Source organism: Phyllobacterium sp. P30BS-XVII (assembly GCF_014138335.1).
GTDB lineage: Bacteria > Pseudomonadota > Alphaproteobacteria > Rhizobiales > Rhizobiaceae > Phyllobacterium > Phyllobacterium meliloti.
The window spans coordinates 162,676-179,527 of sequence record NZ_JACGXO010000004.1 but is presented as its reverse complement, the minus strand read 5'-3'; the positions used below and the strand labels follow the sequence as shown (position 1 = coordinate 179,527).

General features: G+C 53.5%; 14 protein-coding genes. 6 read left to right on the top strand and 8 right to left on the bottom strand.

Annotated features, from left to right (window positions below; all coding sequences use genetic code 11):
* Positions 1-2: 2 nt before the first annotated feature.
* A complete protein-coding gene (locus FHW17_RS13110; RefSeq protein WP_091882757.1) occupies positions 3-482 on the top strand; it encodes a class I SAM-dependent methyltransferase in 480 nt (159 codons plus the stop codon).
* On the opposite strand, the gene FHW17_RS13105 is transcribed toward FHW17_RS13110, so the two are convergent.
* Together FHW17_RS13105 and FHW17_RS13100 are read right to left on the bottom strand one after the other, a co-directional pair.
* Complete coding sequence (locus FHW17_RS13105; protein ID WP_348643735.1) at positions 483-1,346, bottom strand: FkbM family methyltransferase; 864 nt, start codon at positions 1,344-1,346, stop codon at positions 483-485.
* A 59-nt stretch (positions 1,347-1,405) separates the two neighbouring features.
* Positions 1,406-3,139, bottom strand: coding sequence for an adenylate/guanylate cyclase domain-containing protein (locus FHW17_RS13100; RefSeq protein ID WP_112526144.1), 1,734 nt, complete (start codon positions 3,137-3,139; stop codon positions 1,406-1,408).
* Positions 3,140-3,404: 265 nt separating this feature from the next.
* Here FHW17_RS13100 and FHW17_RS13095 point away from each other — a divergent pair, with 265 nt between their 5' ends.
* Positions 3,405-4,496: a glycosyltransferase family 4 protein gene (locus FHW17_RS13095; protein ID WP_112526146.1), complete on the top strand. Its 1,092-nt coding sequence runs from the start codon at positions 3,405-3,407 to the stop codon at positions 4,494-4,496.
* On the top strand, positions 4,493-5,266 hold the full coding sequence (locus FHW17_RS13090; protein WP_112526148.1) for a polysaccharide deacetylase family protein: 774 nt from the start codon (positions 4,493-4,495) through the stop codon (positions 5,264-5,266). Before FHW17_RS13095 ends, FHW17_RS13090 begins: the two co-directional genes overlap by 4 nt.
* Here FHW17_RS13090 and FHW17_RS13085 read toward each other — a convergent pair.
* A complete protein-coding gene (locus tag FHW17_RS13085) occupies positions 5,253-6,083 on the bottom strand; it encodes an MBL fold metallo-hydrolase (RefSeq protein WP_112526150.1) in 831 nt (276 codons plus the stop codon). The genes FHW17_RS13090 and FHW17_RS13085 overlap by 14 nt on opposite strands.
* A 200-nt stretch (positions 6,084-6,283) precedes the next feature.
* On the opposite strand from FHW17_RS13085, the gene FHW17_RS13080 reads away from it, so the two are divergent.
* Positions 6,284-8,053 (top strand): metallophosphoesterase, encoded by a 1,770-nt coding sequence (locus FHW17_RS13080; RefSeq protein WP_112526152.1) that lies wholly within the window; start codon positions 6,284-6,286, stop codon positions 8,051-8,053.
* A 20-nt stretch (positions 8,054-8,073) separates the two neighbouring features.
* Here FHW17_RS13080 and FHW17_RS13075 read toward each other — a convergent pair whose 3' ends face one another.
* From FHW17_RS13075 to FHW17_RS13060, 4 genes are all read right to left on the bottom strand, one after another.
* The gene (locus FHW17_RS13075) at positions 8,074-8,523 is read right to left on the bottom strand and encodes a cyclic nucleotide-binding domain-containing protein (protein WP_091882740.1); all 450 of its coding nucleotides are present in this window, start codon (positions 8,521-8,523) and stop codon (positions 8,074-8,076) included.
* Positions 8,524-8,570: 47 nt separating this feature from the next.
* Positions 8,571-11,285, bottom strand: coding sequence for an ABC transporter ATP-binding protein (locus FHW17_RS13070; RefSeq protein ID WP_112526154.1), 2,715 nt, complete (start codon positions 11,283-11,285; stop codon positions 8,571-8,573).
* A 258-nt stretch (positions 11,286-11,543) separates the two neighbouring features.
* Positions 11,544-12,869, bottom strand: coding sequence for an MFS transporter (locus FHW17_RS13065; protein WP_112526156.1), 1,326 nt, complete (start codon positions 12,867-12,869; stop codon positions 11,544-11,546).
* A gap of 32 nt (positions 12,870-12,901) precedes the next feature.
* A complete protein-coding gene (locus FHW17_RS13060; RefSeq protein ID WP_112526158.1) occupies positions 12,902-13,960 on the bottom strand; it encodes a histone deacetylase family protein in 1,059 nt (352 codons plus the stop codon).
* A gap of 714 nt (positions 13,961-14,674) precedes the next feature.
* Between FHW17_RS13060 and FHW17_RS13055 the strand changes: the two genes are divergently transcribed.
* Both FHW17_RS13055 and FHW17_RS13050 read left to right on the top strand, forming a co-directional pair.
* Positions 14,675-15,355 (top strand): outer membrane protein, encoded by a 681-nt coding sequence (locus FHW17_RS13055; RefSeq protein ID WP_112526160.1) that lies wholly within the window; start codon positions 14,675-14,677, stop codon positions 15,353-15,355.
* Positions 15,356-15,441: 86 nt separating this feature from the next.
* On the top strand, positions 15,442-15,825 hold the full coding sequence (locus FHW17_RS13050) for a VOC family protein (RefSeq protein ID WP_112526162.1): 384 nt from the start codon (positions 15,442-15,444) through the stop codon (positions 15,823-15,825).
* Here the strand turns inward: FHW17_RS13050 and FHW17_RS13045 are convergent.
* Positions 15,822-16,763 carry a LysR family transcriptional regulator gene (locus FHW17_RS13045; protein WP_112526164.1) on the bottom strand — a complete coding sequence of 314 codons (942 nt, stop codon included), beginning with the start codon at positions 16,761-16,763 and terminating at the stop codon, positions 15,822-15,824. The genes FHW17_RS13050 and FHW17_RS13045 overlap by 4 nt on opposite strands.
* Between the last annotated feature and the right edge of the window lie 89 nt (positions 16,764-16,852).

Sequence of the window (16,852 nt, the reverse complement as noted above, 5' to 3'; positions counted from 1 at the left end):
TCATGAGCCGCCTAGACAGCTTCATTCGCCGCATGACGGCCCAGCGCGATATCCTCAATCATATTTCGGACAGTATCAGGGAATTGCCGGGGCCTTTGCTCGAACTTGGGTTGGGTAATGGTCGCACATATGACCATTTACGTGAGCGCTTTCCTGACAGGCGAATCATCGCGTTTGACAGAGCCTCCCATGCTTATAAAAGCTCAACTCCTGATCCGGAAAATATGGTGATTGGCGAAATCAAGGAAACGGCTCAAAGCTTTATCGGGATTGATGCGGCGCTCGTTCATGCGGATATCGGCACGGGTTATCCGGATGTTGACGCGATCACACTTACATGGTTGCCGCAACTGGCGGCAGGTTTGCTGGCACGTCACGGTATTGTTGCCAGTGGACTGGCACTTGATCATCAGGAACTCGAACTTCTGCCTCTGCCGCGCAGCGTCAAGCCGGGGCGCTACTTCCTGTATCGCCGCAGGTAATCAAGCGAAGAGCAGCACGTCAAATTGCCCCTGATCGATTGGAAGGGCGCTGACTTTCATCGCCAAAGGCTTGTCATTCAGAAAGGCGAGACAGTCGTCGTAGAACCCAGCCAGATAGCGTATGAAGGCTGCAGTCTCATCCTGCCCATAAAAGTTTGGTGAAAACTCGAGGTAGAGTGGAACCTTGCGCATCATCAATGTTTCCATCGAGCGGCAGGCCACCGGTTCATAACCTTCAATATCCATCCATATCAGCCCGATCTGATCGGGTGTAACGGCTGCCTCTGCGAGAATATTGTCAACACGGCGCACCGGAACAATGATTTTGGTGTCCGCCTTGCTCTGGCGGCTTGTGCTGCTTTTCCCGTGATTGCTGCAATGCTGAAAGAATTCGATTTCGCCGTCGTGATCCCCCGCCGCGCAATTGACGGATGTCACCCGGTCTTCCATCGAATTCTGCGCAATGTTCGACGTCAACAATTGGAAATTACGCGGGTCGGGTTCTACGCTGATAATATGTGCGAAAGAACCGCTCAGGCTGAAATAGATCGTCTGGGTGCCGATATTGCCGCCCAGTTCAAGCAATGTGGTGCCTTCGCGCAGAAGTTGCTTCTCCTTGAGGATCGATAGCAAACGGCTGACATGATGCCGCTCAAAATGGCCCTTCCGGAAGATTTTCCTCCCGATATAGTCATTCGGCGAGAACGTCATGACATGATCACCACAATCAACGGTCATGGTAAGTACACGCGCATCCATTGCACTGATCATCAGTTCGCGGCCGTAGCGTGTATCGAAAAATTGTCCTGCCGCGCGGTTTCTGGCTTTTTGGAAGCCCCGACGCCATGCCTTTATATTTATCACCGTCCGCCCCAAACTCTTGTGATATAGCCACTCTCCGGTGAGGAGAATATCAGGCTCTGTCACACGAAGCGAACACTGCTTTCCTGTGGGACGATATAAACGCGCAGCGGCAGGGCGCGCCCGCGGATTGCTACCTCTCGCACTTCAAGGCCAGCTGTATCGGAACCGGCAAGCATAATTGCAGGTTCCGAAACCACGAGCGTTACATCAAACTCCTTGGCAACAGTTTCCAGTCGGCTCGCAACATTGACCGTATCGCCTATGGCCGTCAGGCTTTTGACTGCGCCATAACCCATCGCCCCGACAATAGCGGGACCGGTATGGATGCCGATGGCAACGCGCAGGGGAATGCTGAGTTCACCAGCCAGTTCGTCGTTGAGCCGTTCGATTTCCTTGACGATGATTGTCGCGGCCTTCAGCGCATTGCTACAGGCGTCCGCCGCTGAACCGTTCAAACCGAACAGAGCCATCGCACCGTCACCAATGAACTTGTCAAGCCGCCCGCCGGAGCGTTCGACGGCCTGACCAACAACAGCAAAATACCGGTTGAGCAGAAAAACGATGTCATAAGGCAACCGTGCTTCGGTTAGCATGGTGAAGCTGCGGATATCGCAAAACAGGATAGCTATTTCGCGTTCTCGTCCCGGACTTGTCTGCTGGCTGCCTGCCGGGACGATGCTTTCAAGGCTTGGCACAAGCAGTGGAACAACGCTGATACTGCTTGTGGGATGCAGCTGGCACGCCAGCCGCACGCCATGGTCGGCACCGATACGGGTTAGCGTGGCCTGCTCGATCGGCTCTGCTGGAGGCAGCGTTTCAGCGCCTTCCAGAACCTGAATGCGGCAGGTCGAACATCGCCCTTTGCCGCCGCATACGGCATAGTGCGGTATGCCACCGAGGCGGCTTGCTTCCAGCACACTGAAGCCAAGCGGTACGCGGACGCTTTGACCATCGGCGTAACGGATCTCGATCTGGCTGGCCCTCTCGCGCCAGCGCCTGTAGACACGCAGGACAAGAACCAGTGCAAGCCCGCCGGCAAAGGCACCATACAGGCCAAATTTGATGAGGAATTCATCCTCTTTAACCTCGGTGCGCTCAGCTGGAGAGGAGTAGCGCGTGGAATTGTAATTCTTGTGCCCCTGATAACCCGATGACGGATATTCACCATAACCGGATGCTGGGGACATATTGGCAATTGTCCGGCCGGTATTGGCAAAACCAAGCAGCGCAAGCACCGGCAGGAGTATGGCAACCGTCAGCAATACGGGCGCCGCACGTTGATACCATTGCCGGTAGCGCAACCAGAAATGTATGCCAATGCAACCATGACACCAGATGACGATCAGGGCGACGGTCTGTTTGATGCCATTGAAAGGGGAGGTGATCCAGAAGCCGCGAATGACGGTTTCATAGCTGTCATAGTAATTGGATATCTCATAGCGGATGCGGGTGCCGACCACATGTTCGATGATCAGAACGGGGATAAGCAATCCTAGTATGATCTGCAGCGCCTCGCCGAGCGGCATATGCAATGTGCGACGCATATAAAGTGATCGCATCACGAGCATGACGTGTGTGATCGCTGCGCCGTAGAAGATCACGGTTCCCACCGGATTACGCCAGATGAAAAGGAACCAGCGGCGACCTTCTTCCGCAGCGGAAAGTGAAATGAGATTGAGTGAATGATTGGCGAGATGCAAAGTCAGGAATGTGAGCATGATCAGGCCTGATGCCAGACGTGCCCGGCGCAAGAACCGCTCGGAAAGCATGGGTGCAGTCGCTGCTATTGTCATGAATGCTGGATCAATCCCCGCCCTTTAAAACATGGGACTTCCCATGTCATTCCCATCTTCGTCTGAATCTTATTCGAGCCCAGCTGATTTGGCGAGCCATAGGCGCGGGATCAAGCGCAATGATGGCTTTTTGACAAACGGTTCTGTGATAGCCGATCAAAAGATTGTTAGTGTCGGGAGGCAAGAACCAGCTATAGATTTGCAGGACTCGGCGAGTTTTTGCTGAAATAGTTGAAACCATTGTGAAATACTGGATTGCTTGCGCATGCAGGTTGCCTTTTACGCCCCCTTGAAATCACCCGATCATCCGGTTCCATCGGGTGATCGGCAGATGGCTCGCCTGCTGATTGCTGCACTGCGCATGGCAGGCCATTCCGTCGATGTGGTGTCGGAACTGCGCAGCTTTACGAAACTGCCGAATTTTGAAGACCGGGAGCGTGTCGCGGTGTCCGCGCGACAGGAGGTCGAGCGTCTTTCCAGTCTTTGGCAGGCAAGCGGGAAACCTGATCTCTGGTTCTGTTATCATCTTTACTACAAAGCACCGGATTTGATTGGCCCAGTTTTAGCCGCCGCGTTGGATATTCCCTATGTGACGGCAGAGGCATCCTATTCACCGCGCCGTAATGCTACCGGATGGGCGGAAACGCAGATATTGGTGGCTGAGGCAGTTCGCAATGCAGCGGTCAATATATGTTTTACACAGCGCGATATGACTGGACTTGCAACGAACATCCCGAGCGCCCGGCTGGAGCAGTTGAAGCCCTTCATCGATACGGCATCGTTTCATCCAGACCCTATTGCGCATAATCCCATTCGCCTTGTCACCGTGGCGATGATGCGGCCGGGCGACAAGCTTCATAGTTATGAGATGCTCGCGGCAGCCCTTGCACTGCTCGATAAAAGGCCGTGGACCTTGACGATTGTCGGTGATGGCCCTGTGGAGAATGAAATACGGGCGCTGTTTTCGGCATTTGGCGACCGGATAAGCTGGCTTGGCCAACGGAACGCGGATGAGATTTCCGCGTTGTTGAGTGAGGGAGGTATCTATGTCTGGCCCGGTTGCGGAGAGGCTTACGGTATCGCTTATCTGGAGGCGCAGGCGGCGGGTTTGCCCGTTATTGCACAGGCAACAGCAGGTGTCCCCGAAGTAGTGCAGAATGGTGTCACCGGTTTTCTGACACCGGAGGGAAATGTACAGGCCTACGCCGATTCTATCGCCAGCCTGCTCGATGATAATGACTTGCTGGTCTCAATGGGCGCTGCGGCCCGGCGTTTTGTAATGGAAGAAAGATCGCTTGAGATCGCTGCGCGACAGCTGGATGCACTGCTGCGAAACTCAATGGGAGGAAGCCGATGACGGAAGATCCAATCTGGCAACCCCTGCAAGCCGAGCTTGCACGCTGGATTCATGCCAACCGCAGCGCCAGATTCTGGTTGCGTGATGACGACACTGTCGAGCCAACGGCAGCGCTGGATCGGCTTCTCCAACTCGCTGATGATTTCAAGGTACCGACGGCACTTGCGGTGATTCCTGTTCATACCGGGGAACCATTGGTCAAACGGCTTGAAACCGAACGCTGGATATCTGTGCTGGCTCACGGTTGGTCACATCAAAATCATGCGGCAAAGGACAAGAAGAAACAGGAACTGGGCCCTGATCGGCCGCGCCCGTTGATTCTTGAACAATTGCGCGATGGTTGCTCGCGTCTTGCAAAGCTGCATCCGTCACGATTTGTGCCGGTTCTTGTGCCGCCATGGAACCGGATTGACCCGGCGCTCCTGCCATATCTCGGTGATTGCGGATTCGAGGCGCTTTCGGTGTTTGGCGCAGCAAAACCGGCGGCAAATTCGCTGCCTGCAATCAACACTCATGTCGATCTGATGGACTGGCACGGAACAAAGGGGTGTCGTGATCATGCGGAACTCGTGGCTGCGATCGTGACGGAGCTACGGCAACGATTTGATGGAAGTGCAGAGCCAATCGGGATTTTAACGCACCATCTCGTTCATGATGAGTCGGCATGGATTTTCCTGAAGAAGCTTTTTCAGGTTGTGGCGAAGACGCCCGGCGGACGCTGGCTCTCCATAAGTGAACTGATGAAGAGCCAGAAGCCTAGAGATCGATGACCTGACTGTCGCGAGCCGCAAAAGTCCCGGCGAAGTGTTTTTTTGCCAGTGCTTCAAAGCGGTCAATCTCGTCATCCGTACGCGATGGCGCATGGTGAAACAGTGCGAGCTTGCCAATTTTACCCGCTGCCGCCAGTTTCACACCCTGCTGCCAGGTGGAATGCCCGTAGCCGAAGCGCCGTGGCATTTCATCTTCCGTATAGGTGCAGTCATAAACAACGAGATCAGCGCCCTCGATCAGTCGCAGCACCACAGGATCAAGAACACCGGCTTGGTGTTCCGTATCGTAAATGAGCGCAAGCACTTTGCCTGCCCATTCAATGCGATATCCAATACAACCGCCGGGGTGGTTCAGACTATCTGTGCGGATCGTCATGCCCTCGCGCGGTGTCAGGACATCGCCTGATTTAAAATCGCGGAAGCCAAGGCTTGCCTTGCAGATATCAGGCTCAACGGGAAACCATGGTGGTCGCATGAACTGCTTGACCATTTCGCGCGTGGTCATGATACCAGCAAGATGGCCGGACCAGAGGCGCACATTCATCATCGGATTATAGAGTGGGGCGAAATAGGGCAGGCCGATAATGTGGTCATAATGGCAATGGGTGAAGATAATATCGATCTTGTCGATACCTTCACCGGACAGCGCATCACCTGCCTGACGCAGGCCGGAGCCTCCGTCAAAGATCAATCTGTGTTCGCCGCAGCGTACTTCGATACATGACGTGTTTCCGCCATAACGTTCAAATTCGGGGCCGGATACTGGTACGCTGCCACGCGTTCCCCAGAATTTCACCCGAAATACATCTTCGCTCATACGTTTCTCACACCCAAGTCCCCGTTTTTTTGGTCATCGTAACCAAACTGCAGACGTTATGCGAGGCTTGGATTTTGTTTTATTGGCTAAGTGCGCAATAAAAGTCTGCCATTCAGTATATGTAGGCGATAGCGATTTGTTTTTTAAGCTTTATGACAATCGCTGATACAAATGTATAAAATCATCGGAACATCTGATTCATGTCCTCGGCCCAATTTCCGTCCATAGCAGTTATCGCAGACGCTCATTTTCATGATCTTTACGGCGATTATGACTTTGCCGGAGTGGCGGTTGGCGGCCTCAACATGACTGCCCGGCGCCTGACGGATACAGTGCGCTCCACCCGTGTTTTCAACGAAAGCTATTTTGCCCTGCGCACCGCCTTGGACAAGGTAGTGCAGCGCGGTATCAAGCATGTCATCTTACTTGGTGATTATTCCGATGACGGACAAGTCTCCACGCTTGGTGCGCTTCGACGATTGCTTGATGGGTACTCCGAAACGCATGGGCTTATATTTACGGCGGTGCCGGGAAACCACGACATTTTTGGCCCAAAGGGCAGGCACCACGCCAAGCGGTTGCTGAACCCGGACGGCACTTACACAATTGTAGCGAGCGACAGCGCTTTCATCGATGAAGATGCCGATGGCATGGTTGTGACAGACAAAATGTATTGTGAAGGATATCCGCAAGGATTGCAGATGCTGCCTGACCTTGGCTTTTTCCGGCGATCCAGCGACATCCATTGGGAGACGCCATTCGGTCAAGATGATGCTCCTGCCAAGCGGCTTTACCCTGTTCGATCCGCCGATGGTACCAATGAATATCAGCTCATGGACGCGTCATATCTGGTCGAACCGATTCCTGGCCTCTGGCTGCTGATGATCGATGCCAATGTCTTCGTGCCCCGGGACGGTGAATTCGAGCGTGGCGATTCCGGGGCCTTCGTTGACAGTACAAATGCTGGCTGGAACGGCATGCTGGATCACAAGCGTTTTGTCATTGACTGGATGCAGGATGTTGCGACGCGGGCAAAAGATGAAGGTAAGATGCTGCTTACCTTCTCGCATTATCCAATGCTCGATGCTCTTGATGGTACCCATGATGATGAAGGGCATTTGATCGGCAATACCAGCGCCGTCAAACGGACGCCCTCGTCCGAAGTCGCCTCAACCATGATGGATGCTGGCATACGGATACACTTTAGCGGTCATCTTCATGTCAATGATACGGCAAGGGCAGAGAAGGGCTCATCCTGGTTGGTTAATATCGCGGTGCCTTCGCTCGTAGCTTTCCCGCCGGCCTTCAAGGTTGTGAGTTTTGAAGAGCGAGGTCTGAAAGTTGAAACGATCGGTATTGATGAGCAGATTATTGATCAAACCCTGAACGACCAGTATCGCACCGAAATCAGCCTGACTGGCAAGAGGGTCGGGACCATGCTGGATGCTGCGGATTACGGAGCATTCATCTCGGAACATGTCGATCAGTTGGTCGTGCATCGCTATTTGCGGCGCGAATGGCCGAAGGACATTGCCCGCATCCTGCCAATGCTTACCCTCGGTGATCTGCTTGCGCTCAGCCTCATCGAGCAGCCTGTTGATATCGACGCGACAATCATTCTTGTCCACGCCGAACGCGGGCGGATGGAAACCATCGCCAAGATACAGGCACTCCTTGCAGATACTGATACCGGACTTGAGCAGTTCGACAAGATTGCAGCACAGGAGCTTCTGGGCGATTGGTATCGCCTGCGAATGGGAAGTGAAATGGCGCTGGATCGCATATCGGCGGCACGGTTGGAAATCTATCGGGTGTTGATCGATATTTTCGCTGGTTCCAATGCAATGACGACCGGCGGCGCACAGGCGCAGTTTGCCCTGATGTTGCGAATGATGGAACGCTACCTCTCAGGGCTGCCATCGCGCAATTTTATGATCGATCTTGCAACCGGCCGGATTGAAAAAGTTTAATGGGTTAGGAAAAGCACGGATCAGTGTTTGCTGCGCTCTTCGGAAAGTTCCGCGGTCGTGTGGCTTAGCCTGCTCGCCAGAACCCGCATGATTTCGATGGTCATCTCCGGATAGTCGCTCAGCAGCTTGAGGAAATGTTCCTTGCTGATGCGCAAGGCTTCGAGAGGTGTCGATGCGGTAACAGTTGCCGTGCGCTGTACGTCGCAGAGAATTGCGATCTCGCCCACGATGGAATCATGTTCGACTTCAGCCACCTTGATCAGCCCGTTGGGTGTATCAACGCTGACATCAGCCGTGCCGGAGAGAATAACATAGGCCGCATCGGCCATATCGCCTTGACGGAACAGAGCCTGTTCAGCGCGGTAGCTGACACGATCCGACGTAAACGCCAGAAGCTTGAGCTTTGCTGGCGCCACACCCGAAAACAGCGGAATCCGCCGCAACATTTCGACTTCGTCTTTCAGAAGCATGAACGTCCATTACCCCCAAAGTGCTACTCTACCCAGAACGCAGAGTATTACGATACTAGCTCTTTGAATATACCGTTTTTCTCCAAAAGAGTCGCGTGTGTTCCGTCTTCAACCAAAGTACCACGGTCGAACACAAGGACGCGATCAAACAAGTTTGCCAGAGAAGAATTAGCCAACACCCAGATGATTGCAGGTGCGTGGCCCTCCACATGCAGGTCTTGCAGGATATTACGCATGATTTGATCCTGCACACGCTGATCGAGGGCGGGCAATGGACGGTTGAAGATCACATAATCGGCACGCTTGAGCAACGCTCTGGCGACGTTCAGCTTCTGTCGCTGCACATTTGTGATCCGTTTGCCGCCTGAGCCGACATCGAAATCCAGACCGATCGACAGCACGCTGTCATAAAGACCGAGCTTATCGAAAAGATCACGCAGGATAACGCGAATGCGCTCCGGCCCGTCTGCTTGGGTAAATCCAATCCTGCCGAAGAGAACATTGTCCATTAGATTGGCCGATGTGATGAACTTCTTGGCATCATAGCGTTCAACCACAGCTTTAAGATCATCCGGCAGGTTCTTGTGGAAGCGAAGCCGCGCATCGACAATCTTAGCCATAAGCTCATCGGTCAAAAGACCAAAACGGTGTCTTGGCTCAATATAGGCAAAACTCAGGCGGATGATGCTCGACCGTTCATCCGGCGAAGCCGCATCAAAATCGCGTCCCTGCAGCTTTTGCAACAGCAATTGATAGGTCGGAATGTCATCCGCAGTCATGAACGTCAATTGCTGGAAGAATGGATGATCTGGTGGCAAGTCCTCGAACAGTTCAATCGCATTGGCCGCGATTTCCAGGCCCATATTATAGAGATCGATGTTCAGGCCGCTGTCCCGCAACACGGAACGGAAATATGGATGGGCGGCAAGCTTCAGGTTGGTCATCATGGGGCGTTTCACCGTGCCGAAAAGCAGGTTCTCGCCGATGGTTGCCTGTGGGTTGTAGGCCTTCGGTTCAAACGGCACGACGAGCCCGTCGAGGTCCTCATCCTTGAGGCTTTTGCGCAAGGCCTGGCGCAATTCCACGATGCGGCTTGTAAGATCAGCATGCGTTGCAGTATCCACCTGCGAGCGAAGTGCCAGATCGACAATATCCTGCGAGATCATCACCGCTTCCAGCACGGGTCTTACCACGGTGAAGAGATCATGCGGGCCTGTGACACCCGCGGACTGGTAATCCACCCAATCGCTGTTGAGATCAAGATCTGGATTGCCCGCAAGGCGGGCCTCATTGATGTTCCACTTGTACTTGGTTGCCTTCGCGCCTTCATACTCGACTTTGGTCAGGGGAGCATGTTTGAGGCCATAAAGAAGATTGTCGCGCAGTGTCCCATGGAAGAAATAGGCGTCCGAGGCAGCATAGGCGATACGGCGACCGGTGATGGATTCCGGCAGTTCGAGAATATCCTTACCATCAATGGTGATGCGGCCGGAATCAGGCCACAGGAGACGGGCAAACGCCTCGGCAATCGCCTCACCACCGCTGCCGCTTGTGCCAACAATGGCAGCTGTTTCGCCAAGTTTGATTTCAAGTGAAACATGCTCGACGATGCGTGCGCCGCTATCGTCCGAAAGTGTGAGATTCACTGCATTGAGAGAGTGTTCGAGCTTGCCGACAGGTTCATGAACAACCGCCTGAATATGCGGGTCAACGAGCATATCGACATTGAACTGTTCAACAACCTGCGCATATTTAACCTGAACATCCTGACGCGACTGGTCCCAGTCGATCAGTTCCTTCAGTGGTCCCGGCAGATCCTTATAAGCATTGATGACAGCCACAAGCTGACCAATATCGAGCCTTCCCTGCAACGCGAGAACACCGCCGATGGAATAGAACAGGAAGGGCGTAACCTGTGCGAGGAAGTTGTTGATGAATTTAACCAGAAACTTCCACTGATAAAGATCATAGCGGATGGAGAAGATAAGGCCGAGACGTGCTGCAATATCAGCGCGCTCGTAATTGGAGGTGTCATTGCCGTGAATGGTGCCGATACCATCAACAATCTCGCCAACACGGCCGGAAAGTTCGCGGGCTGTTAACTGGCGCTGACGCCCAAGCTCCAGCAATCTTTTGCGCATGCGAGGAATGACGACGCCTTGCACGGCGACGATACCTGCGGCGATCATACCAAGCCAGAAATTCTGTAAAATGATGAAAACAAGCGCCGTAATGGCTTGCCCGCCGAGAAGGGCCGGCTGGACAAAAGCATCGCCCGTGAAGCCACCCATCGGCTCCACCTCGTCCTTGATCATCGTGGCAATTTCGGCTGATTTCACCCGCTTGAACTGGCTGGGTGGAAACCGCAAAACGCGATCAATCAATTCAAAGCGAATGCGGCGCAACATGCGTTCGCCAAGCCGGCCCTTATACGTGTTGATATAGAGCTTGAAGAGACCGTTGATAACAACGAGCAACAGAAATACGAGGCTCAGGGCCATCAGCATCTGAAAGCGCGTCAGTTGCAGGCCTTCGAAAAACATCACTTTGCCAAAATAGGGCAGGGTGTACTGGATGCGCATGAAGGTCTGTGTCGCACCCTCCGCTTCAAATCCGGTGCCCTGTATGGGGCCGTTGACAATCTGTTTCGGCAAATCGAACGACAGGAAATAGGGGATCATCGAGGCCGCAACGACCGTCAATATCCATATTTGCTGGAACCGTGTGTTCGACCAGATGTAGCGTGTTAGACTTTTTTCCATGGGTAACCGTAAGCTGTCAAATAAGCTGAATTCTGAACAATTCTAATAGGTTGTGTTTGGGTGAGATCCTCCTTCTGAAACCATTAGGTGCAATGAATTGGAGGGCAAAAATGGATGGCAGCTGGTAAATTTTATGGGACTGGCAGGAATCCCCCGAACCTTTCAGCTACCCAGTTTACAACACAGGGTAGCTGAACGCTATATGCTTGCTCCCAATTGTATGGGGGCAAATTTGGCTATGGGTGTCAAACATTTAGATCAGGCGCTGCTTTGAACAGGATCTGGTGCCGGGATTGCACGCGCTTCCGCTGCGCTGTCATCCACAGGTAAGAGGAGACTGGATATAAAACTCGCTCCAGCAATGAATATGAACAGGAAAGCCAGCGGGGCCCATTGCACACCATATTTATGCACGAGCCAGACACCGATGACGGGTGTCAATCCGCTGAAAATGGCGCCGCTCAGGGAAGAACACAGCGAAATACCCGTGTAACGCAGATGCACGGGAAAGGCGCGCGTCAGGAACGGTGCCATGACAGCGTAATGAGCCGCGAGGAAGACAGTTGCTCCAAGGATAGCGATATAGATGTTGGTCAGATTGCCAGAAACGATCAGCATCATCATCGGAATGGCAAAGAGCAGAGCCGCACCGGCCATTGCCACCAGCAGGAAGCGTTCGCCATATCGCGTGGCGATGTAGGAACCGGCGGGGAAGGCGAACAGTTCGACCACCCCAACCCAGGAAATCAATACCAGCATATCGGAACGATTGATGCCGAGTGATGTGGTTGTAAATGTCATCATCAAGGTGGTGATGAAATAGAAGCCAGCGACACCCAGCAGGCACAACCCCATGCCAAGCAGCAAGGACATTTTCTTTGTACGGAATATTTCCTTGGCCGGGATAACGCTTTGAACAGATTTCTCCTTTAGCCGCTCCAGAAGTTCCGGACTTTCATTGATACCTGCACGAATGATGAAAGCGAAGATGATCAGAACGCCGCTCAGGAGGAACGGCACGCGCCAGCCCCAGCTTAGAAAATCCTCCTGCGGCAGGTCGGAAACCGTACGGAACGCGAGCGTAGCAAGAATAAGACCAACGGGACTGCCATATTGTGGAGCAGACGCCAGAAAGGTTCGCCAGCGCGGTGGTGCATGTTCCGCTGCGATAAGAACGGCACCGCCCCATTCCCCGCCGACTGCAATGCCTTGAACGAGACGCAGCGCCACGAGGAGAACTGCAGCAGTCAGGCCAATAGAATGAAAGCTTGGCAAGAGACCAATCAGAACTGTTGCAACGCCCATCAACAGCAGAGTGATGATCAGGGATTTCTTGCGGCCAACCTTGTCACCAAAATGACCGAAGAGCAAAGCGCCGAAAGGGCGGGCCACGAAGCCAATCGCAAACGTGCCGAGAGATGCGAGGATGCCCATGATCGGGTCGGTGGATGCAAAGAACACATCGCCGAAAACCAGAGCCGCCGCTGTTCCGTAGATATAGAAATCATACCATTCGATCATGGTGCCGACGAAGGCTCCCAAGGCAGCCCGGATTGGTTGCCTCTCAATGGTTGCTTGTGTCATTCTTTCGTCCCCGCTCGTGAAAATGGTTTCGCCTACGACTTGTCCCGCACTTCCTGATAAGCAGCCATGAAACGGGGCGCCGCTTCGGCAACGGCGCTCAATGAATAGCCGCCTTCCTGAACAATAACGGTTGGCAGGTCGACTGCGCCCCATATGGTCCCGATTTCCGCATAGGCCTCCGTCGTCACCTTCAGTTTTGACAGAGGGTCGTTGTGGTGTGCGTCCCAGCCTGCTGATATCACCAATGCTGTTGATCCATGCTTGGCAACCGCATTGGCCAGCCTTCTGTTGGCCTCGATAAATGCATCATCTCCGCTGCCTTCGGACAAAGGCAGATTAAGATTGGCGCCTTGGCCCACACCGGCACCTGTCTCGTCCGCATAGCCACTGTAATGCGGATAGTAGTTTGAGGTATCGGTGTGTGTGGACCCAAAAAACACATCGTCGCGGCTATAGAAAATGGCCTGTGTGCCATCACCATGATGCGTGTCAAAATCGATGATCGCCACGCGGTCATATTGCTGGCGCAGGCGTTGGGCGATAATTGCCGCGTTGTTGAAATAGCAAAAGCCCGCTGCGCGATCCGCATAGGCGTGATGACCGGGCGGGCGGCAAAGCGCAAACGATGCCCGCGCACCATTCAAGACAGCATCGGTCGCGGCAATAGCTGTTTGTGCTGATGCATAGGCCGCCGCATAGGTATGTTCCATCATCGCGCAGGAGAGCCCATTGATGTACCAGCCAGCTTGACCCAAAACGCCTGTTGGACGCGGGCGCGAACGTGCGGCCAGATCGTGGCCAGCGCCCTGATACGCACTGACATTCGGCAGCACTTCCGGCCCATGGTTTGGCAACTGCATGAACCTGTCATAGGCGGTTCGCAGGAAATCGACGTAGTGATCAGCATGCACAGCGTGGATGGGATCAAGCCCCGCATCGCCGGGCTCTTCCTGCGAAAATCCCAGTTTTGTCAAAGCATCGATCAATGTGTGGGCACGTGCCGGATTTTCGAGTGGATCGGTAATCCGGCCATTGATCATATATTGTTTGGGCTGGTGTGCCATTTGCTGGCTGGCAAAGAACAGTTTCATGAATTCCGCTTCTTGATCAGGTTGCGGTGAGTCGTATTCAAAGCTTATTCGCTGTTGCGCGCAATGCAATCTGGAAGGTTCGATGCACCCTCAGCGTCACCAGTCCTGATGGCAAATGCTGTGGGCCCAGCCCACATTTTTCCGCTTCATTTCGGATAATTCCGGATCGTGTTGCACGGCGCAAAACATCGCTTTGTAGTGCGATCGGGAATGAAAGGAGCTGTATCCAATCAACCATGTGCAGGCAAAAACAAACAGAGCTATGGGGGCAACCCAGAGAAAGGTGCGGAAGGGATCGCGCGGCGTCATGCTCACCAGTTGCTGGATGGCCTGTCGGAAAATGACACTCCCAATTTATTGTGGTTCTTGACGTTCCGTCAATCGAAGATTCCATAATTATGGAAGAATATGACTGCAAGAACGGCCAAGCCACATAACCAACGGCACCATTACGAAAAAGCCGACGAGATATGGCACCAAACTGGTGAGGTATGGCGCATATTCACTCATATTGTCCTGCTCGTCGTCGTGCATGAGGCAACACCTGCAGACACAAATCCAGCACAGGATTGATATACCAATTTCGCGTTCAAATCCAGTTGCTGTGTCTGGCATGCGCTTTTCAATATTATGCTTAACCAGAACTTAACGGGCTCAACCTAAAGTACAGGCAACGGAAGTTTCCCTCTCTGACGATCATCTCGGGATTTCACGATGCGTTTGAACATAACAGTCCTTTCTGCCGCCTCTTTACTCTCAATCTTTGGAGGACCTGTTCTTGCTGCCGATCTTGGACAAGCCTATCCACCGGAGGCCCCTGTATATGCGCCGCTTGAACAAGCGTCAGGCTGGTATCTGCGCGGCGACGTGGCTTACAATTTTAAGTCCGACGTGAAAGCCAAAGTTGACTTTGTTGGCGGCAGTTCTCCAAGTGACTATGAAATGAAACGCGGATTTTCGCCGTTTATCGGCATTGGCTATCAGTTCAATGATTATCTGCGTGGCGATCTCACGGTCGGTTACAGCCAGCGCGATACAACCTATTTTGAAACCACTGCCGATCTCTGGGAAGCCATGGCGAACGCCTATGTAGACCTTGGAAAATATTACGGCATTACGCCCTATGTCGGTGGCGGCATCGGCTTTGCCAATGTCAATTACGACTTCCAGGGGCCTGTCTATCCGGGTCTCAAATCCGGTGACACCAATCGCTTTGAATGGGCGCTCATGGCCGGTGTTGCCATTGATGTGACGCCAAGGCTAAAATTGGATCTCGGCTATCGCTACGCGAACATTAACGGTGCCGACCTGTACAAGAACGGCGACGTGACTGTTAGCGATGACGGGATCAAAACGCATCAGATTCGCGCGGGTGTTCGCTTCAATACGTGGTAGGCAGTCAATAAACATTGCTTGAGCGTGCCAGAGCCATGACAAGCCAAGTCATATGTATGGCATTGGCCAGCGCACATAGGAATCCCATGTTTTCACGCTTTCATCACGTCGCAGTCATTTGCAGCGATTATGACCGGTCAAAGGCGTTCTATATTGAGAAGCTCGGTTACGAAATTATTGGTGAAAACTGGCGGTCAGATAGTCAGTCGTGGAAGTGCGATTTGAGGTCTGGCGATACTCAGATTGAGTTGTTTCATTTTCCGCACTCTCCGGCCCGTCCGTCGCGGCCTGAAGCGTGTGGCCTTCGGCATCTCGCATTTGCCGTTGAGTCCGTAGCCGATACTCTGGCTTTGTTGCATGAGAGGGGCGTCGAGACTGAGGCTGTACGGATTGATCCCTATACCAAGCGCGCCTTCACATTCTTTGCTGATCCCGATGGCCTTCCCATCGAGATCTATGAGGTCGGTTAGCGCTGCGGAACCCCGACGATCGCCTGACCATCCACGTCTGCTACTGCGGCTTTTCGGCTGGCAAATTCCTGCGATATCCAATCAATGAACACCCGCACGCGCGGCGAAAGCTGGCGATTGCGTGGATAGAGTAGGGACACCGGGGTTGGTGAAAGCGGAAAGTCCGGAAGAATGTGAACAAGCGTTCCAGCAGCAAGATCAGCTTCCGCATGATAGCGCGGGATCTGGATTAGTCCGAGCCCAAGTCGAGCCACGGTGACGAAGCTTTCCGCTGCATTCACCCAGACGGGTGCGGGCAGAGTGACATTGCGGATGTGGCCATTCACAAGGAATTCAAGCGGCAGAATCCCCCCTGTCGCGGTCGAGCGGAAGCCAATCATCTGATGTCCGTCGAGTCTGTCCGGATGCTCGGGCATGCCGAATTTCTCTATATAGCCTGATGAGGCCAATGTTATTTCTTCAAGCATCCCTACGCGTTTCGCTATCATATCACTGTCGGACAGATCACCGACGCGCAGCACGCAATCGACACCTTCGCGCACGAGATCCACGAGCCGATCCCCTTCGCTCATATAGAATTGTATCTCCGGGTATTTTTGCAGGAATGCGGGCAGTCCGGGCAGCAGGAAGTACCGGGCCAATGTTCCATGCACATCCACCCGCAGCGGCCCTTTCGGTTTTGCACCGGCAAATGCACCCTCGGCATCCTCAATATCGGCCAGAATGACCAGACAGCGCTGGTAATAGGCTTCGCCATCCAGCGTCGGACTGACGTGCCGCGTGGTCCGTTGCAAAAGGCCAATGCCCAGCCGCGCTTCCAACTGTTGGACTGCATTCGTCACGGTTGAACGCGGCAAGCCAACATCTTCTGCCGCCAGCGTAAAGCTGCGACGTTCTACAACGCGGGCGAAAACCCGCATGGCGTCCAATGTATCCATTATTCTTATATCCCGAATAGTGATGCCAACTATCGCATGATTATCCGGAAATACAAATAGTGCATGGTGCCTTCATCAACAGCGCTGCG